This window comes from Streptomyces sp. NPDC059248 (assembly GCF_042753905.1).
Classification (GTDB): Bacteria; Actinomycetota; Actinomycetes; order Streptomycetales; family Streptomycetaceae; genus Streptomyces.
In genome coordinates, this window is sequence record NZ_JBHYZV010000010.1 from 67642 (window position 1) to 85180 (window position 17539).

Below are 17539 nucleotides of genomic sequence, written 5' to 3' on the forward strand. Positions count from 1 at the left end.
CCCCGGACCCGCCGGGAGTCGTACGCGCCGCGGGGGCCGCGTCGGCGAGTTGTCCACAGGGCCCAGGGACCCGGGACCGTGGTCGTTACAGTTGGGCCATGAGCAGCAGCCCTATGAGCACCAGCGCCGGGACCGGGCGGTTCGGTCCCGCGCACACGGACGACATGATGTCGTTCCTGGCCGCGTCCCCCTCGCCGTACCACGTCGTGGCGAACACGGCGGAGCGGCTGGAGAAGGCCGGGTTCCGGGAGGTGCGGGAGGCCGACGCCTGGGACGGGGAGGCCGGCGGGCGCTATGTCGTCCGGGGCGGGGCGATCATCGCCTGGTACGTGCCCGAGGGCGCCGCGCCGCACACCCCCTTCCGGATCGTCGGCGCGCACACGGACTCGCCCAATCTGCGGGTCAAGCCGCTGCCGGACGCGGGCTCAGCGGGCTGGCGGCAGATCGCCGTCGAGCTGTACGGCGGCACGCTGCTCAACACCTGGCTCGACCGCGACCTCGGGCTCGCCGGGCGGCTCACCCTGCGCGACGGCTCGGAGCGGCTGGTCAATGTGGACCGCGCCCTGCTGCGGGTGCCGCAGCTCGCGATCCACCTCGACCGCTCGGTCAACGCCGAGGGCCTCAAGCTCGACAAGCAGCGGCACATGCAGCCGGTGTGGGGGCTCGGGGACGTCCACGAGGGCGATCTGATCCGATTCCTGGAGGAGGAGTCCGGACTGCCGGACGGCTCCGTCACCGGCTGGGACCTGATGGTCCACCCCGTCGAGCCGCCCTCCTATCTCGGCCGGGACCGCGAGCTGGTGGCCGGCCCCAGGATGGACAACCTCCTCTCGGTGCACGCGGGCGTCGCCGCGCTCACCGCCGTCTCGGCGCACGGCGGCACCCTGCCGTACATCCCCGTCCTCGCCGCCTTCGACCACGAGGAGAACGGCTCCCAGTCCGACACCGGCGCCGAGGGCCCGCTCCTCGGCTCCGTGCTGGAACGTTCCGTTTACGCCCGCGGCGGGGCGTACGAGGACCGGGCGCGCGCCTTCGCCGAGACGGTCTGCCTCTCCTCCGACACCGGCCACGCCGTCCACCCCAACTACCCCGAGCGCCACGACCCCACGCACCACCCGCGGGCCAACGGCGGCCCGATCCTCAAGGTCAACGTCAATCAGCGGTACGCCACGGACGGCTCGGGCCGGGCCGTGTTCGCGGCGGCGTGCGAGCGCGCGGGCGTGCCGTGGCAGACCTTCGTCTCCAACAACGCCATGCCCTGCGGCACCACCATCGGCCCGATCACGGCCGCCCGCCACGGCATCAGAACCGTCGACATCGGGGTCGCCATCCTCTCCATGCACAGCGCGCGGGAGCTGTGCGGCGCCCGTGACCCCTATCTGCTGGCGAACGCCCTGGCGGCCTTCCTGGAAGGCTGACCGGGGAAGGCCGGACAAGGAGGGCCGGACAGGGAGGGCCGGCCGGGGGACGGCCCGAGGGCTGACCTCGAACAACAAGGCCCCCCGGTTTGACTTTTACCTTCCCTTTACGGTTGTCTGCGGGCTCTGCCGATCGAGACCCGGGGGGTCACCCATGCGCCGTTCCCTGCGCCACACCACCATCGCCGTCACCGCCACCGCCGGACTGGTCTTCGGCCTCACCGCCTGCTCCGAGGCGGAGGAGGCCGTGAAGGACCGCGCGACCGACGCCGTCGACAAGACGGTGAACAAGGAGTACGAGGTGACCTATGAGGTCACCGGGAAGAACATCGACTCCGTCAAGTTCGCCAACGGCCAGGGCAGCGCCACCGCCCCGACGATGGAGACCGTCGACAAGCCGAAGCTCCCGTGGACGAAGACGGTCACGCTGCGCGGCATCATGCCGCCCACCCTGATCCCGACCGCCCTCGATGTGACCGCCGCCGCGGAGATCACCTGCAAGGTGACCTACAAGGACAAGGTCATCGCGGAGCAGAAGAGCCAGGGCGCCGCGGCGATCAGCCCCTGTATCGCGGTCTCCCCGATCGCCTCGGAGAAGCTGCCGTAACCCGGTAACCGGTACGGAAACGCCCGCGGGCGGTCGTGGAGAAGGCTCCCACGACCGCCCGCGCCCGTTTCTCGTCGGCGACCCGCCCGTCAGGCCATCCCCGCCAGGATCAGCGGCAGCCGGGCCGCGCCGTCCGCCGTCACCACCACCGGAACGCCCCAGTCCTGCTGGTGCACATGGCACGCCGGATACTCGTTCGCCGGATCGTCGTCGCACGACGCCGCCATCGCCGAGACGTGCAGCACACCCTCCCCGACCGCCGGATCGATCTCCAGCTCACGCGACAGCTCCGTCCCCGTACCCGCGCCGGACCGCAGCAGCTCCGGCGGGGTCGCCGACACCAGCAGCCGGGTCGACGGGCCGTACCGGGTGTCCAGCTTCTGCCCGGTCGGCGCCTCGAAGACCACGTCCAGCGCGACCGCCCCGCCCGCGACCGGGGTCGCCGCCCGCCGCGTACGGTGCGCGACCTCCGCCACCCGTACCGCCTCCTCCGGCAGCCGCAGCCGGGTCAGCCGGTGCGCCGCCGACTCCACCACCACGATGTCGCCGTCGACCAGTACCGCGTCCGACGGCTCCCGCAGATCGGTGGCGAGCGTCGTCACCCGCCCGGTCGCCGGGTCGTAGCGCCGCAGCGCGTGGTTGTACGTGTCACAGACCGCGACCGACCCGTCCGGCAGCGCGGTGACGCCCAGCGGATGCTGAAAGAGCGCCTGCCCCGCGTCGCCGTCCCGGTGCCCGAAGTCGAACAGCCCGGTCCCCACGGCGGTCCTGACGATCCCGTCCCGGTCGATCCACCGCAGCGACGACGTCTCCGAGTCGGCGATCCACAGCCGCTCCCCGGCCGCCGCGAGCCCCGACGGCTGGGCGAACCACGCCTCTTCGGCGGGCCCGTCGACCAGCCCCTCATTGGTCGTCCCGGCCGCCCGGCGCACGGTCTCCGCCCCGGGGTCGTACGTCCACAGCTGGTGCGTCCCGGCCATGGCGATCCACAGCCGGCCCTCCCACCAGGCGACATCCCACGGCGACGACAGATCGACCGCCAGGGCGGGCCCCTCCGTGGGCGACCCCTGCCACCACTGCTTCCCGGTGCCGACGAGCGTCTCGATCGCCCCGCTCACCGGGTCGTACGCCCGGATCCGGTGATTCACGGTGTCGGCGACGGCGACCCGTCCGTCGGGCAGGAGGGCGAGACCCTGCGGCTCGTCGAACTCCCCGGGCCCGCCGATCCGCCGCACCACGGTCTCGCCGTCGGCCGCCAGCTCCACCAGCTCGTCCCGGGTGGTGTCGGAGACCAGCAGATTCCCCGACGGCAGCACCAGCGCCTTCCCGGGGAAGCGCAGATCACCGGCGACCGGCTCGGGCGCCACATAGGGCCCGTCACCGCGCCGCAGCGTCCCCTTCGCCCCGTGCTCCGCCTCCAGCTCGCCCACCAGCCGCTCGATGGCGTGGGCGTGCCCCTCGCCCGCGTGCTGGGCGACGACGTACCCCTCGGGGTCGATGACCACCAGCGTCGGCCAGGCCCGTACCGCGTACTGCTTCCAGGTCACCAGCTCGGGATCGTCCAGCACGGGATGCGCCACCTGGTACCGCTCCACGGCGTCCACCACGGCCCGGTGATCGGCCTCGTGCACGAACTTCGGCGAGTGCACCCCGACGATCACCAGCGTGTCCCGGTGCTTCTCCTCCAGCTCCCGCAGCTCGTCGATGACATGCAGGCAGTTGACACAGCAGAAGGTCCAGAAGTCGAGCACGACGATCTTGCCCCGCAGATCGGCGAGCTTCAGATCCTTCCCGCCGGTATTGATCCATCCACCCGCCCCCACCAGCTCGGGGGCGCGGACTCGGGCACGGCGTCGGGGCGCGGGGTCGTTCATACCGCAAGGGTGCCATCCCGCGCGGCGCGCCGGGACGGGGCTACCGGGTACCGGCCGCCTCGGCCAGGAGACGGGCCAGCTCCCGGGGCCGGGTGATCATCGGCCAGTGCCCCGAGTCGATGTCCGCGTAGGAGACACGGGTGGCCCTGGCGAGTTCGGGGCTCTCCCCTCCGGCTATCCACTTCCGGGCCTGATCGGGGGTGAACTCGGGGCAGACGACCACCACGGGCACATCGAAGCGGCGCTCGTCCGTCAGGCGTACGACCCCCTTCACCACGGCCTCCGGGACAGGCACGACCGCGGCCTCCATCCGGTCCCGCGCCTCCCGGCCGAGGTCGGCCGCGTCCGGCCCCTCGAAGGCACCCCAGCCGGGAAACGCCACAACGCCGTCCTCCACCGGAAACCAGTCGGCGTAGGCCCGCCCGTCAGGTGCGGGGAACCCGCCGACCAGCACCGCCCCGGCCACCTTCCCCGGCCGCGCGTCGACCGCCACCCAGGCCAGGCTCGCGGCGGCGGAGTGCCCCACGACCAGCACCTCCCCGGGCGCCGCGTCCACGACGGCGAGCACCGCCGCCACCTGATCCCCGAGCGTCGCGGCCCGGTCCCCGTCACCCTGCCCGGGCAGGGGGACCGGCACGGCCCGGTGACCGAGCGCGCCCAACTCGGGCACGACGTCGTCCCACGCGGTTCCGTCCAGCCACAATCCGGCGATCAGCACGATGTCCACGGCGGTCCTCCGAAACGAAGCCTCTGCGCCAACACTTCGCACGCTACCGGGCCCCTCTGACAACGAACTGCCCAGAGGTGGGTGTCCTCATCGGGTGTGGGTCCGGCGGTATGGGCGAGTACGCAGCGCGGACAGGCATGAAGAACGACGGGCGGACCGCCGGCGCGCTCTATGACACCGACCTCGACAGGCGCGCAGGTCCGCTGTCCGCAGTGGACGCAGCCGGCGTCGAGTAGTTCGGGAGCCTGGTTGAGAAGGGCGTCGCGGGTCATGGTCGGTATCTCCACGGGCCCCGGCGGACGGTCGGCGGCTCCGCCGGGGTATTCGTGTTCAGCTCTCGGAGGGCCTGCGGTGATGGTCGGTGTCCCGGTGCCGTCGCAGCAGTACGCGGCAGTCCACGGCGAGGGACTGGTCCCCGGCGGCCCGAGCCGCCCGCTCCTGTTCCACCAGCTCGCGACAGCGCGCACAGCCGGACCGCCGACTCATGCGAGGTTCCCCTTGCCGGAGCGCTCATTGACCTCGGCGACGGCCTCGGAGAGCAGGTCGGAGGCGGTGACCGGCCGCAGATCGGCGACGGGCACGTCCCATTCGATCCCCCCGCCGATCGGGCGCAGCCAGTACCGCCCGTACGTACGGTCCATCACCCGCCCCACCTTGTTCCGCGTCGCGTCCCGGGCGTTCCCGCCGATCTCCGGCATCCAGTCGTGGGTGGGGTCGTCAGCACGCACGGGCCCGCCCCCTCCGCAGCCGGATCGCCTCGTTCTGCACCAGCCGCCGCAGCGCCGCGAGAGCGGCGATCAGGGTGTCCCGGTCCCTGACGTACCCGGTCCTCGGAACCCAGTCCGGCGCGAGCCTCCAATAGCCACCCGCGACGAGAAGGGCGTCCAACGCGGGCTGTGTGCGGCCATGGGCAACACGGAAGTGGCGCATGTCCGTTCCTCCGATGCGGCGCCGCCTTTTCAGGGACGCTTCGTCACATGGCGCGACCATCGCGCCACCGTGAGTTGATGTTCCCGAGGCGTGGCAACCTCGAATAGGGGCATCCGTAGGGGCAGGTCCCACCCGAGGACCGTCAGACCTCTTCCGGGGATGCGCCGAGGAGCATGATGTGCGTATGGCGATCGGATCACTGATCAGGGATCTACGCACGGCTCTCGGATGGAGCCAGGGGCGGTTGGCGTCGGAGATCAACAACGTCTTTGGTACGGGCCTGGACCGGGAGTACGTCAGCCGCTGGGAGCGTTCCAAGGTGGTTCCGGGGCCCTACTACCTCCGTTGTCTGTCGGCCGTCTTGGACGTGCCCCTGGCCGTGCTGGAGGGTGAAGTGAATCGTCGTGCCTTCCTGAGCGACGCGGCTGCCGCCGCCATAGCCCCCGCCGTCGCCTCCGACCTCCTGAGCGCGGGATTCGCGGCGCGGCTCGACAAGGGGCCGTCCTGGGACGACTGGGAGGCGAAGCTGGCCGTCTACGGTGCCGACTACATGAGCCTGGGCGCCGCCGACATCCAGCGTCGTCTCGCCGGCGACCTCGTCGTCGTACAGCAGCAGCTGGAGAAGCCGCAGTTGTGGTCGGTCGCCGCGCGGCTGATGACCCTGTACGCGAAGACCTTTCCCGGATCCGACGGGGCGAAGGCGGTGCACTGGTACCGGATGGCCGCCCGGGCGGCGGACGAGTCCGGCGATGACGGGGTACGGATCTGGGTACGCGGCCGGGCGGCCATCGCGCTCGGCTACGAAGGGGCGTCGCTCGGGGTCGCCGACGTCTTCGCGGACCAGGCCATGGCCATCGGCGACCGCCCGTCCCTGGGGCTGCTGAACGCCGTCTTCGGCAAGGCCCACGCCGCCGCCCTCCGAGGCGACGAGGGGACGGCCCGAGCCCTGCTGACGCAGGGGCGGCGGCTGTACGACCGGGTGGAGTCGGACGAACAGTCCAGCGACTACGCGGTGCCGTGGTGGCGCCTCAACGTCTTCGTCTCTCTGCTCGCCGCCCGCCTCGGCGACGAGCACACGGCGATCGTCGCCCAGGACACGGCACGGCACGAGCTGCCGCACACCCTCCCCCGGTTCACCACCCACCTGGAGATGCACCGGGGCCTGATGCTCGCCCGGGCCGGAGACGTACCCGGCGGTGTGTCCCACGCCCGCGCCGCACTCGACGCCCTCCCGCCCGAAAAGCACTCACTGACCCTGCGCCTGCTGATGTCGGAGGTAGAACAGGCCGGCCGATGAACTCCCCGCCCACCCGTCCGGCGTCACCCCGCGCCCCCGCCTCCTCAAAAGTCACCGCCCGCCCGGGTCAGCCGCCGACGAGCCCTCACAGCAGTTCCAGGCCCGCCGTCCGGGAGCAGCACCTGGAAGGGGAAGACCCGGCTCGTGTTCGAGGTGATCGGCACGACCGTCAACACGCCCCTGCCGTGTAGGACGACGGACTGGTTGGCGGCGTTGTTGGACACGATCACGTCGGGTCGCGCCGCGCCTTGTTCGCCTCGCTGCCTCGCGCGGGGTCGAAGTCGATGAGGTAGATGTCACCGCGTCGCGTCGGAGAGGCCGTCTCCCGTCGAGAGGTCCCAATCCGACGCGGACTCGTCCTGCTCCCAGTCCCGCCACGCCCGTGCGTAGTCGCGTTCCAGCTCGGAGGCGCGCAGCAGCTCGATGGCGGCATGGATCACGGCGGACCGGGAGTCGGCTGCTGTGGCGGCAGCGTACTCATCGAGAAAGGCGACATCCCCCTCCGGCAAGCTCACACTAATTTTCATACCGGCAATCCAACCGAAGGCAGGAAGGCTCGCGCTACCCGTCCCCAAAGCCTTGGGCATCGGGAGTGACGCCCCCATTTACGGGAGCACCGCCCGGCCACGAGTCGGGGGGAAGCCACGGGCGTCAGCGGGCCGATGACGTGGTGTGCCCTCGTCGTCGCGGCTTCCCGGGGTACTCCGGGCTTGCCGTCGGGCCTACGATCGTGATGTGAAAGCTCTGCCGGGCCACTGCCCGGCAGCGTAGCTTTTACTGTCGAACCTCCCCCGCCCGCACCGACACCGCACGTCGTCTTTCACACCGCCAGCCACCGCAGAACCGTCGAGGGGTCCCGTGACCGTCCATCCCAGCCTCCAGACCTACGCCGATGCCTGGACTCACGCCGTCGAGTCGATAGCGGAGCTGGTGACACCGCTCGTCGAGGGGGAGTGGAACCGGGCAACGCCGTGCCCCGCCTGGTCGGTCCGCGACGTGGTGTCACATGTCATCGGCCTTGAGACCGAGTTCCTCGGCGATCCCCGGCCCATCCACACCCTGCCGCGCGATCTGTACCACGTGAAGAACGACTTCGCGCGGTACATGGAGATGCAGGTGGATGTGCGGCGGCACCACACGGCGCCGGAGATGGTGGCCGAGCTGGAGTACGTCCTGATCCGCCGGGCCCGTCAGCTGCGGAACGAGAACCGCGCGCCCGACACCCGGGTCCGGGCCCCGCTGGGGACCGAGCAGACGCTGGAACTGGCCATGCGGATGCGGGCGTTCGACTCCTGGGTGCACGAGCAGGATCTGCGGGCGGCCCTGGCGCAGCCCGGGAATCTGGACTCCCCCGGCGCGTACATCACCCGTGATGTGCTGCTGGAGGCGCTGCCGAAGGTGGTCGCCAAGGACGCCGGCGCCCCGCCGAACTCCGCCGTGGTGATCGACGTACACGGTCCGGTGGAGTTCCTGCGCACGGTCCGGGTGAACGCCGACGGGCGCGGCTCGGTCGACGGATCGCCGTCGCTGGGGCCCGTGGTGACCATCGCGACCGACTGGGAGACGTACTACCGCCTGGCGTGCGGCCGGGTGCGGTACGCGGCGGTCGCGGACCGGGTGAAGGTGGACGGGGACCAGGAGCTGGGTGCGGCGATCATGGGTGCTTTCGCGGTCACCCCCTGAGCCCGGCGGGGCCCGGCGCCCCGGTGCGGTACGGCAGCACTCGCGCGCGTCCGCGGTACGCGGAACCCTCCCGCGCGAGGCCGGAGCGTCGCCGCACGTACAGCTACGCCTTCGCCGGTACGTGGACCGCCTCCACCCTGCTCGCCACCAGCCGTTCCCGCTCCCGGCGGGCCGTCCTGGCATGCAGCCGGAGGATCTGGGTGATGCCCAGCGCCTGGAGGACGAAGACGCTGGAGAAGGCGATCCGGTAGTCGCCGCCGGTCGCGTCCAGCAGCAGACCGATCGCCAGCAGGGTCGTCATCGACGCGGTGAATCCGCCGACGTTGACGATGCCCGACGCCGTGCCCTGCCGTTCCGGCGGGTTCGCCGGGCGGGCGAAGTCGAAGCCGATCATCGAGGCCGGTCCGCAGGCGCCGAGGACCGTGCAGAGGGTGATCAGCAGCCAGAACGGGGCGGCGTCGCCGGGCCAGCCGAGCACCGTCCCCCAGACCACCGCCGTACTCAGTACGGTGCCGAGGGCGAGCGGCAGCCGGGCCTTGTGGTGGCGGGCGATGATCTGGCCGAAGACCAGGCCGATCACCATACTCACCAGCACCACCAGCGTCAGCAGGGCTCCCGCGCCCTCCCGGGACATGCCATGGGCCTCCACCAGGAACGGCATGCCCCACAGCAGCATGAAGACCATCGCGGGGAACTGGGTCGTGAAGTGGACCCACATCCCGAGCCGGGTACCGGGCTCGCGCCAGGAGTCGGTGATCTGGCGGCGGACGAACGCGGTGCCCCGGTGGCGGGCGGGAGCCGGTTCGTACCCCTCGGGATGGTCCTTGAGGAAGCAGAGGACGAGCACGAGGACGACCGCCCCGGCGACCGAGCTGCCGCCGAAGGAGGCGACCCACCCGGCGTCGTCGAGCAGCCGGGCCAGGACGACCGTGGAGACCAGGTTGCCGGCCATCCCGAAGAGCGCCGCGATCTGCCCGATCAGCGGGCCGCGGCGGGCCGGGAACCAGCGGCTGCCGAGCCGCAGCACGCTGATGAAGGTCATCGCGTCGCCGCAGCCCAGGAGGATCCGGGCGGCGAGCGCCGTGCCGTACGAGGGGGCGAGCGCGAAGCCGAGCTGGCCCGCGGTGAACAGGGCCGCGCCGATGACGAGCACCTTCTTGGTGCCCAGCCGGTCGACCAGCAGGCCGACGGGGATCTGCATACCCGCGTAGACCAGGAGCTGGAGGATGGAGAAGGTGGAGAGGGCGGAGGCGTTGACGCCGAAGCGGTCGGCGGCGTCGAGTCCGGCGACGCCGAGGGACGTCCGGAAGATGACGGCGACGAAGTAGACGGAGACCCCGATACCCCACATCACGGCGGCGCGACGGCCCCCGGGTGGGTCACCGGGCAGGGATATCGGTCCCGGGGCACCGGCGGACGGCGGCCGGCTCATCGGAGATCGCCCCTGGCCAGGCTGTTGAACCAGCCGACATGGCGGTGGATGACCGCCGCCGCGGCGTCCGGGTCGCCGGCCCGCAGCGCTTCGAGGATCTCGCCGTGCTCGACGACGTTCTTGGCGATCCGGTCCGGATGGGCGTGCATCACCGCGACGCCCATCCGCAGCTGGCGGTCGCGCAACTGCTCGTAGAGCCGGGAGAGGATGGCGTTGCCGCCGCTGCGGACGATCTCCAGATGGAAGTTGCGGTCGGTGACGGCGACGGCGGCCAGGTCGCCTGCCTCGCACTGCCGCTTCTGCTGTTCGAGCAGCTCCTCAAGCCGGGCGATGAGCTGCGGCGACGCGGGCACCGCCTTACGGGCCGCGTGCTCCTCGACCAGCAGCCGGGTCTCCACCACATCGGCGATCTCCTGGGCCGATACGGCGAGGACCAGCGCGCCCTTCTTGGGGTAGAGCTTGATCAGCCCCTCGACCTCCAGCTTGAGCAGCGCCTCGCGGACCGGGGTGCGGGAGACGCCGACCGCGTCGGCCAGCTCCCCCTCGGTGAGCAGGGTCCCGCCCTCGTACCTGCGGTCGAGCACGCCCTGCTTGACGTGGACGTAAACGCGTTCGGCGGCGGGCGGTACGGGGGGTGCGGCGGGCGGCACATGCGGGGGGACAGAAGCCGGGACGGGGGCGGGGGCGACCATGCGCACAGCTTAGATACAAGACAGACGCATGCCCAGGGGGTGTCCGACCAGCGGTACGCCACCGCGCCCCCGGCCGGGGCAGCCCCACGGAGACCTCCACCGAGAGCCCCGCGGAAATCGCGGCGGAGAACCTCGCAGAAAAATCGCCGTATCGTGCATCCATTCGACTGCCTCGGGTGTCTCAACCACTGACCCCTGACGGCTCATTGGCCGCTCGGGTTCCCATTTCTTCGCAAGTCTTCAGGCATTTCAACGCATTCGTCCATTTTCGGAGCGTTCCACTTGATACTCAGCAGCGTGCGCGTGCGCAGAGCCGCCACCGTTGTCCTCACCAGCGGACTCCTGCTCGGTGCCTCCCCGCTCGCCGCGCCCTCCGCGCAGGCGGCCCCGGCCGTACCCACGATCAGCGCCAAGGGCGCCATCCTGATCGACAACGCCACCGGCAAGGCGCTGTACTGGAAGGACCGGGACACCCGCCGTCAGATGGCCAGCACGACGAAGATCGTGACCGCGGCCACCGTACTGACGACGCCCAAACTGGATCTCAACCGCAAGATCACCATCAAGAAGACCTATGTCGACTACGTCATCCGCGAGGGCGGCAGCTCCGCCCAGCTCAAGGTCGGCGACGTCCTGACGGTCCGGCAGCTGCTCTCCGGGCTGATGCTGCCGTCCGGCTGCGACGCGGCCTACGCCCTCGCGGACGCCTTCGGCACCGGCAGCACCACCGCCGCCCGGACGAAGTCGTTCATCGGCAGCATGAACAAGAAGGCCGCCGCGCTCGGCCTGAAGAACACCAAGTTCGACTCCTTCGACGGCATCTCGGCGGGCGGCCAGAACTACACCACGCCCGGCGACATGGCGAAGATGGCCCGTCACGCCTTCTCCAACGCCACATTCCGCGAGATCGTGAAGGCGCCGACGTACACCGCCGTGGCGACCGCGTCGAACGGCAAGAAGCGCACCTACACCTGGAAGAACACCAACCTGCTGCTGGGCTCCTACAAGGGCGCGGTCGGTATGAAGACCGGTACGGGCACGGCCGCCGGGCCCTGCCTGGTGTTCGCCGCCACCCGTAACGGCAAGACGTACATCGGGGTCGCCCTGAACGGCAAGGACCGCTTCAACGACGCGGCCAAGCTGCTGGACTACGGCTTCAAGTCGTCGTCCGCCAAGACGATGAAGCTGCGGTCGCTGCCGGCGGACGCGGAGCGCGACTGACCTGACCGGGTGGCCGCCGAGGCCCCGCGCGAAGGACCGCAGACGTAACGGACGAAGCCCCGTGACATTGTGCCGTGTCACGGGGCTTCGCCGTAGCTGCCGTCCTGGGCCGGTCAGACCCAGGTGATCAGCCGCTTGGGCCGCTCCAGGACCGCCGCGACATCCGCCAGGAAGCGGGAGCCCAGCTCGCCGTCGACCAGCCGGTGGTCGAAGGAGAGCCCCAGCGTCGTGACCTGACGCGGCCTCACCTTCCCCTTGTGCACCCAGGGCCGGAGCTTGATCGCGCCGATCGCGAGGATCGCGGACTCGCCCGGGTTCAGAATCGGGGTGCCGGTGTCGACGCCGAAGACGCCGACGTTGGTGAGGGTGATCGTGCCACCCTGCATCGCCGCCGGGGTGGTCTTCCCCTCCCGCGCCACCGCGACCAGCTCGCCCAGCGCCGCCGCGAGCTCGGGCAGCGTCCGGTCCTGGGCGTCCTTGATGTTCGGCACGATCAGCCCGCGCGGGGTGGCCGCGGCGATACCCAGATTGACGTAGTGCTTCTGGACGATCTCCTGGGCCGCCTCGTCCCAGGACGCGTTGATCCCGGGATTCCGCTTGATCGCGACCAGCACCGCCCGGACGATCAGCAGCAGCGGATTGATCCGCAGCCCGGCCAGATCGGGATCGGCCTTCAGCTCGTCGACGAGCTTCATCGTCCGGGTGATGTCGAAGGTGATGAACTCGGTGACGTGCGGCGCGGTGAAGGCGCTGCCCACCATGGCCGCCGCGGTCGCCTTCCGTACCCCCTTGACCGGGATACGGGTCTCCCGGGCACCGGCCACCGGGGCGGTCACCGGCTCCGGCGCGGTCCCCGCCAGGGACCCCGTCAGGGACCCCGCCACGGGCTCGGGCTCCACCGCGGCGGGCGGCGGCGGGGCGAGCGCCGAGCGGACGTCGTCCCGGGTGATGATCCCGTCGGGCCCGGTCGGGGTGACCCCGGCCAGATCGACCCCGAGGTCCTTGGCCAGCTTCCGGACCGGCGGCTTCGCCAGCGGCCTGGCGGCGGTCCCGGGCGTTCCGGCGGCTCCGGCCAGGACGGCCGGCGGCGCACCGTGGCCGTTCAGCTCGCCCTGGATCGCCGCCGCGGCGGCCTGCTCCGGCACCTGGGCGACGGGCGCGGAGGCGGCGGAGGCGGAAGCGGCGGCGGAGGCGGCGGCCTTGCGCGGCCTGCGCCGCGTCGAGCTCTCCGCGACGCCGTAGCCGACGAGCACCGGCTGCCGCTTCTGGGGCGCCTCGGCCTCGTCCGTGTCGGTCCGCGGCGCGGCGGGGGCCTCCCCCGAGGGGGCCCCGCCCGGCGCCACGTCCACCGAGATGATCACCTGGCCGACGTCGACCGTCGTGCCCTCCGGGAAGCGGATCTCGTGCACCGTACCGTCGTACGGGATGGGCAGCTCGACCGCCGCCTTCGCCGTCTCGACCTCGCACACGACCTGGCCGTCGGTGACCGTGTCACCGGGCTGTACGTACCACTTGAGGATCTCCGCCTCGGTGAGTCCCTCGCCCACATCGGGCATCTTGAACTCACGGAAGCGGTGCGCGGTGTTCTCCGTCGTCATGCTCTTCGCACTCCCTCTTCCTCAGTACGCCAGCGCGCGGTCGACGGCGTCGAGCACCCGGTCGAGTCCCGGAAGGTACTCCTCCTCCAGGCGGGCCGGGGGATAGGGGGCGTGGAAGCCGCCCACCCTCAGCACGGGTGCCTCCAGGTGGTAGAAGCACCGCTCGGTGATCCGGGCGGCGATCTCCGCGCCCGAACCGTAGAACACCGGTGCCTCGTGCACCACCACCAGCCTGCCGGTCTTCTCCACCGACCGCTGGATCGCGTCGAAGTCGAGCGGCGATACGGAGCGCAGATCGAGCACCTCGACCGAGATACCCTCCTCGGCGGCCGCCGCCGCTGCCTCCGTGCAGACCTTCACCATCGGGCCGTACGCCGCGAGCGTGACGCGGGCGCCTTCCCGGACCACCCGTGCCGTGTGCAGCGGCCCCGGGATCGCCTCGGTGTCGACCTCGCCCTTGTCCCAGTAGCGGCGCTTGGGCTCGAAGAAGATCACCGGGTCGTCCGTCTGGATGGCCTGCTGGAGCATCCAGTACGCGTCGGAGGGGTTCGAGGGCGTGACGATCTTCAATCCGGCGACATGGGCGAAGAGCGCCTCGGGCGACTCGCTGTGGTGCTCGACCGCGCCGATCCCGCCGCCGTACGGGATCCGGATGACGACCGGCAGCTTCACCGTGCCGAGCGCGCGGGCGTGCATCTTGGCGAGCTGGGTGACGATCTGGTCGTACGCGGGGAAGACGAAGCCGTCGAACTGGATCTCGGCCACCGGCCGGTAGCCGCGCAGGGCCAGACCGATGGCGGTCCCGATGATCCCGGACTCGGCGAGCGGGGTGTCGATCACCCGGTCCTCGCCGAAGTCCTTCTGGAGCCCGTCGGTGATCCGGAAGACCCCGCCGAGCTTGCCCACGTCCTCACCCATGACGAGGACCTTGGGGTCGTTCTCCAGCGCCGTACGGAGCGACTCGTTGAGCGCCTTGGCGAGGGGAAGTTTCTGGACGGCCACGATCAGTGCCCCTCTCCGTGCGAACCGGTCTCGGGGGCGTCCGCGAAGGACGCCTGGTACGCGGCGAACTGCGCCCGCTCCTCGTCGACGAGCGCGTGCCCGTCCGCGTACACATGGTCGAACATGGCCATCGGGTCCGGGTCGGGCATCGCCCGGACCGCCTCGCGCACCCGGCGGGCCAGGACGTCGCTCTCCTCCTCCAGAGCCGCGAAGAACGCCTCGTCGGCGTGGCCCTCCCGCTCCAGCAGCCGCCGCAGCCGCAGGATCGGGTCCTTGGCCTCCCAGGCCGCCCGCTCGTCGTCGTGGCGGTACTTGGTGGGGTCGTCGGACGTGGTGTGCGCGCCCATCCGGTAGGTGAACGCCTCGACCAGGGTGGGGCCCTCGCCGCGGCGGGCCCGCTCCAGCGCCCAGCGGGTGACCGCGAGACAGGCCAGGACGTCGTTGCCGTCGACCCGGACGCCGGGGAAGCCGTAGCCCTGGGCCCGCTGGTACAACGGGACGCGGGTCTGGCGCTCGGTGGGCTCCGAGATCGCCCACTGGTTGTTCTGGCAGAAGAAGACCACCGGCGCGTTGTAGACCGCGGAGAAGGTGAACGATTCGGCCACATCGCCCTGGCTGGACGCGCCGTCGCCGAAGTAGGCGATCACGGCGGAATCCGCGCCGTCCTTGGCCACGCCCATGGCGTAGCCGGTGGCGTGCAGGGTCTGGGCGCCGATGACGATGGTGTAGAGGTGGAAGTTGTTGCTGGTGGGGTCCCAGCCGCCGTTGTTGACCCCGCGGAACATGCCCAGCAGGTTCGTCGGATCGACCCCGCGGCACCAGGCGACGCCGTGCTCGCGGTAGGTCGGGAAGACGTAGTCGTCGTCGCGCAGGGCCCGGCCCGAACCGATCTGCGCGGCCTCCTGGCCGAGCAGGGACGCCCACAGACCCAGCTCGCCCTGGCGCTGGAGGGCCGTGGCCTCGGCGTCGAAGCGGCGGGTCAGGACCATGTCCCGGTAGAGACCGCGCAGCTCTTCGGGGGTGGGGTCGAGCGCGAAGTCGGGGTGTTCGACCCGGTTGCCCTCGGGGTCGAGCAGCTGTACGAGCTGGGGCTCGGTACGCCGCGGCTTCCTCGCGGCGCTCGCGCGCTTGGTGCTGCCGCCGCTGCTGCTGCGGCGCGGTTTACGGGCGGCAGTGCTCTCCACGGTCACGTGCGTGCTCCTCCGTCTGTCCGGTCCCCCGGGGTTGCCGGGAGCCTGGGGTCGCCCCGGTCTCCTGGAGACAAGGGGAGGCTCGCCTGCTCCCGCTCCCCGCACGGGGTGGGTGCGGCGCCGGGAACAGACGTGACAGGTGCCCCGGCGAGCGCCCTGTCCTCAGCACGTTACCCAGTGGGCCGCATTCCTGCGAAACCCCATTTGACCTGCGTTTTTGCTTGGATTTCCAAGTAAATCGCGAAATGGGGCACAGCGGGGGGCGACAATCACTGGTCAGGGCCTCGGACGCGGCCATTGGTGGCGGCCAGGTGGACCACCGGGGACGATCGCACGGTATCCCGGCCACCCGGGGCACGGGAAGAGTCGATGTGTGAGACTGCAACCGTGCGCGAAGAAGGAAAAATCACCGTATTCCTGCTCGACGATCATGAAGTCGTCCGCCGGGGCGTCCATGAACTGCTCTCGGTCGAGGACGATATCGAGGTCGTCGGCGAGGCCGGCACGGCGGAGGACGCCCTCGCCCGGATTCCGGCCACCCGGCCCGATGTCGCCATCCTCGACGTACGGCTGCCGGACGGCAGCGGAGTGGAGGTCTGCCGGGAGATCCGTTCCCAGGACGAGTCCATCAAATGCCTGATGCTGACGTCTTTCGCGGACGACGAGGCGCTTTTCGACGCGATTATGGCTGGCGCGTCCGGATATGTCCTGAAGGCGATCCGGGGGAACGAGCTGCTCTCGGCGGTCCGCGACGTGGCGGCGGGCCGGTCCCTGCTCGACCCGGTCGCCACCGCCCGGGTCCTGGCCCGGCTGCGGGACGGCGGCCCCAAGCGGGACGACAAGCTGGCGGCCCTGACCGAGCAGGAGCGCCGGATCCTCGATCTGATCGGGGAGGGCATGACGAACCGGGCGATCGGGGAGCGGCTCCATCTCGCCGAGAAGACGATCAAGAACTATGTCTCCAGCCTGCTGAGCAAGCTGGGCATGGAGCGGCGGTCGCAGGCGGCGGCGTATGTGGCGCGGCTACAGGCGGAGGGCCGGGCCTCCGCGCCCACGACGCACTAACAGCGCTGACAGCACCGGCGGCACCGACGGCACCGACGGCACCGACGGCACCGACGGCACCGACGGCACGAACGCCGATCCTGGGGGGATCACTTTCCGTGACGCGTACACCCGACTCCAGTGGTCCACCCGGCCCGGCGGTCAAGGGACCAACGTCCCCGCCGAGCAGGGGCGGCGGCCCCTTCCGCCCGCCGCTCCCGGCGCCGAGAGTGGAGGTCATGCCCACCGAGTCCGCCGCGCCCACCGGCACCCCGCCGGGCAGCCCGTCCGGCCCGCCGGGCGGCCCCGGCAGCGGTACGAGCACCCTCGAAACCACCGCCGCCCCCGCTCCGGCCCCTGACACAGGCGCAGGCGCAGGCACAGGCACAGGCACCGATGGCACCGCCGGGGACATCGCCCACGCCATCGACCTCCTGGGCCGGGTCTCCTTCGGCCGGCTCGCCACCAGCATGCGCGCCATGCCGTTCGTCGCCCCCGCCCGGCACATCGTGCACGACGGCTCGGTCGTCCTCCGGATCCACCGCGGCTTCGGCTACCACCGCGCCTGCAACGGCAGCGTCGTCGCCTACGGCGCCGACTCCTTCGACCACGGCGGCCGGAGCGTATGGTCCGTCCAGTTCATCGGCACCGCGCGGATCGTCCGCCCCACCGACGAGGAGCGGCGGCTCTTCGGGCCCGAGCCCGAGCGCGCGGACGGCGAGCCCTTCGAGCCCGTATTCATGCGCGTCGAACCTCAATTCGTGACCCTGCATACGTTGGATTATTGCGAAGAGCAGCCCAGCGGCCACGCTGCGTGATCTACC

19 protein-coding genes are annotated in these 17539 nt (G+C 71.2%); 7 read left to right on the top strand and 12 right to left on the bottom strand.

Features of this window, described 5'->3' with window-relative positions; genetic code table 11:
• The first annotated feature begins 98 nt into the window (after positions 1-98).
• Positions 99-1418 carry a M18 family aminopeptidase gene (locus ACFXG1_RS06685; RefSeq protein ID WP_384707118.1) on the top strand — a complete coding sequence of 440 codons (1320 nt, stop codon included), beginning with the start codon at positions 99-101 and terminating at the stop codon, positions 1416-1418.
• A gap of 154 nt (positions 1419-1572) precedes the next feature.
• Positions 1573-2025 (top strand): MmpS family transport accessory protein, encoded by a 453-nt coding sequence (locus tag ACFXG1_RS06690; RefSeq protein WP_384707120.1) that lies wholly within the window; start codon positions 1573-1575, stop codon positions 2023-2025.
• Between the two features lie 89 nt (positions 2026-2114).
• Here ACFXG1_RS06690 and ACFXG1_RS06695 read toward each other — a convergent pair whose 3' ends face one another.
• The 5 genes from ACFXG1_RS06695 to ACFXG1_RS06715 form a co-directional block, all read right to left on the bottom strand.
• On the bottom strand, positions 2115-3899 hold the full coding sequence (locus ACFXG1_RS06695) for an NHL domain-containing thioredoxin family protein (protein ID WP_384707123.1): 1785 nt from the start codon (positions 3897-3899) through the stop codon (positions 2115-2117).
• A 40-nt stretch (positions 3900-3939) separates the two neighbouring features.
• Complete coding sequence (locus ACFXG1_RS06700; RefSeq protein ID WP_384707126.1) at positions 3940-4626, bottom strand: alpha/beta fold hydrolase; 687 nt, start codon at positions 4624-4626, stop codon at positions 3940-3942.
• Between the two features lie 330 nt (positions 4627-4956).
• Complete coding sequence (locus ACFXG1_RS06705) at positions 4957-5112, bottom strand: hypothetical protein (RefSeq protein WP_384707129.1); 156 nt, start codon at positions 5110-5112, stop codon at positions 4957-4959.
• Positions 5109-5354, bottom strand: a complete 246-nt coding sequence (locus tag ACFXG1_RS06710) for a hypothetical protein (protein ID WP_384707132.1) — start codon at positions 5352-5354, stop codon at positions 5109-5111. The genes ACFXG1_RS06705 and ACFXG1_RS06710 overlap by 4 nt, the downstream gene beginning before the upstream one ends.
• Complete coding sequence (locus tag ACFXG1_RS06715) at positions 5344-5556, bottom strand: hypothetical protein (RefSeq protein ID WP_384707135.1); 213 nt, start codon at positions 5554-5556, stop codon at positions 5344-5346. The genes ACFXG1_RS06710 and ACFXG1_RS06715 overlap by 11 nt, the downstream gene beginning before the upstream one ends.
• Positions 5557-5740: 184 nt before the next feature.
• Here ACFXG1_RS06715 and ACFXG1_RS06720 point away from each other — a divergent pair, with 184 nt between their 5' ends.
• Positions 5741-6853, top strand: coding sequence for a helix-turn-helix domain-containing protein (locus ACFXG1_RS06720; RefSeq protein ID WP_384707138.1), 1113 nt, complete (start codon positions 5741-5743; stop codon positions 6851-6853).
• A 44-nt stretch (positions 6854-6897) separates the two neighbouring features.
• Here ACFXG1_RS06720 and ACFXG1_RS06725 read toward each other — a convergent pair whose 3' ends face one another.
• Both ACFXG1_RS06725 and ACFXG1_RS06730 read right to left on the bottom strand, forming a co-directional pair.
• Positions 6898-7083 (bottom strand): hypothetical protein, encoded by a 186-nt coding sequence (locus ACFXG1_RS06725; protein WP_384707141.1) that lies wholly within the window; start codon positions 7081-7083, stop codon positions 6898-6900.
• Between the two features lie 66 nt (positions 7084-7149).
• Entirely contained in the window at positions 7150-7380 is a 231-nt protein-coding gene (locus ACFXG1_RS06730; protein WP_384707144.1) for a ribbon-helix-helix domain-containing protein, read from the bottom strand.
• A gap of 331 nt (positions 7381-7711) precedes the next feature.
• On the opposite strand from ACFXG1_RS06730, the gene ACFXG1_RS06735 reads away from it, so the two are divergent.
• Entirely contained in the window at positions 7712-8536 is an 825-nt protein-coding gene (locus tag ACFXG1_RS06735; RefSeq protein ID WP_384707147.1) for a maleylpyruvate isomerase family mycothiol-dependent enzyme, read from the top strand.
• Between the two features lie 103 nt (positions 8537-8639).
• On the opposite strand, the gene ACFXG1_RS06740 is transcribed toward ACFXG1_RS06735, so the two are convergent.
• Both ACFXG1_RS06740 and ACFXG1_RS06745 read right to left on the bottom strand, forming a co-directional pair.
• Complete coding sequence (locus ACFXG1_RS06740; protein ID WP_384707150.1) at positions 8640-9968, bottom strand: nitrate/nitrite transporter; 1329 nt, start codon at positions 9966-9968, stop codon at positions 8640-8642.
• Positions 9965-10660, bottom strand: coding sequence for a GntR family transcriptional regulator (locus ACFXG1_RS06745; RefSeq protein ID WP_384707153.1), 696 nt, complete (start codon positions 10658-10660; stop codon positions 9965-9967). Before ACFXG1_RS06745 ends, ACFXG1_RS06740 begins: the two co-directional genes overlap by 4 nt.
• Positions 10661-10963: 303 nt before the next feature.
• Here ACFXG1_RS06745 and ACFXG1_RS06750 point away from each other — a divergent pair, with 303 nt between their 5' ends.
• Positions 10964-11881, top strand: coding sequence for a D-alanyl-D-alanine carboxypeptidase family protein (locus ACFXG1_RS06750; protein ID WP_384707186.1), 918 nt, complete (start codon positions 10964-10966; stop codon positions 11879-11881).
• 113 nt (positions 11882-11994) lie between these two features.
• On the opposite strand, the gene ACFXG1_RS06755 is transcribed toward ACFXG1_RS06750, so the two are convergent.
• From ACFXG1_RS06755 to pdhA, 3 genes are read right to left on the bottom strand one after another with little or no spacing between them, the layout of a single operon-like run.
• Positions 11995-13479 (bottom strand): dihydrolipoamide acetyltransferase family protein, encoded by a 1485-nt coding sequence (locus ACFXG1_RS06755; protein ID WP_384707156.1) that lies wholly within the window; start codon positions 13477-13479, stop codon positions 11995-11997.
• A gap of 21 nt (positions 13480-13500) precedes the next feature.
• Positions 13501-14481, bottom strand: a complete 981-nt coding sequence (locus ACFXG1_RS06760) for an alpha-ketoacid dehydrogenase subunit beta (protein WP_384707159.1) — start codon at positions 14479-14481, stop codon at positions 13501-13503.
• 2 nt (positions 14482-14483) lie between these two features.
• Positions 14484-15671, bottom strand: a complete 1188-nt coding sequence (pdhA, locus tag ACFXG1_RS06765; protein WP_384707162.1) for a pyruvate dehydrogenase (acetyl-transferring) E1 component subunit alpha — start codon at positions 15669-15671, stop codon at positions 14484-14486.
• 387 nt (positions 15672-16058) lie between these two features.
• On the opposite strand from pdhA, the gene ACFXG1_RS06770 reads away from it, so the two are divergent.
• Positions 16059-16736 (top strand): response regulator, encoded by a 678-nt coding sequence (locus ACFXG1_RS06770; RefSeq protein WP_384741430.1) that lies wholly within the window; start codon positions 16059-16061, stop codon positions 16734-16736.
• A gap of 392 nt (positions 16737-17128) precedes the next feature.
• The gene (locus ACFXG1_RS06775; protein ID WP_384707192.1) at positions 17129-17533 is read left to right on the top strand and encodes a pyridoxamine 5'-phosphate oxidase family protein; all 405 of its coding nucleotides are present in this window, start codon (positions 17129-17131) and stop codon (positions 17531-17533) included.
• The last annotated feature ends 6 nt before the right edge of the window (positions 17534-17539 follow it).

Coding starts and splice junctions, on each gene's coding strand:
- ACFXG1_RS06720 (WP_384707138.1), top strand. CDS start 5,741: ATGGCGATCGGATCACTGATCAGGGATCTACGCACGGCTCTCGGATGG.
- ACFXG1_RS06740 (WP_384707150.1), bottom strand. CDS start 9,968: ATGAGCCGGCCGCCGTCCGCCGGTGCCCCGGGACCGATATCCCTGCCC.
- ACFXG1_RS06730 (WP_384707144.1), bottom strand. CDS start 7,380: ATGAAAATTAGTGTGAGCTTGCCGGAGGGGGATGTCGCCTTTCTCGAT.
- ACFXG1_RS06745 (WP_384707153.1), bottom strand. CDS start 10,660: ATGGTCGCCCCCGCCCCCGTCCCGGCTTCTGTCCCCCCGCATGTGCCG.
- ACFXG1_RS06705 (WP_384707129.1), bottom strand. CDS start 5,112: ATGAGTCGGCGGTCCGGCTGTGCGCGCTGTCGCGAGCTGGTGGAACAG.
- ACFXG1_RS06690 (WP_384707120.1), top strand. CDS start 1,573: ATGCGCCGTTCCCTGCGCCACACCACCATCGCCGTCACCGCCACCGCC.
- ACFXG1_RS06715 (WP_384707135.1), bottom strand. CDS start 5,556: ATGCGCCACTTCCGTGTTGCCCATGGCCGCACACAGCCCGCGTTGGAC.
- ACFXG1_RS06755 (WP_384707156.1), bottom strand. CDS start 13,479: ATGACGACGGAGAACACCGCGCACCGCTTCCGTGAGTTCAAGATGCCC.
- ACFXG1_RS06695 (WP_384707123.1), bottom strand. CDS start 3,899: ATGAACGACCCCGCGCCCCGACGCCGTGCCCGAGTCCGCGCCCCCGAG.
- ACFXG1_RS06685 (WP_384707118.1), top strand. CDS start 99: ATGAGCAGCAGCCCTATGAGCACCAGCGCCGGGACCGGGCGGTTCGGT.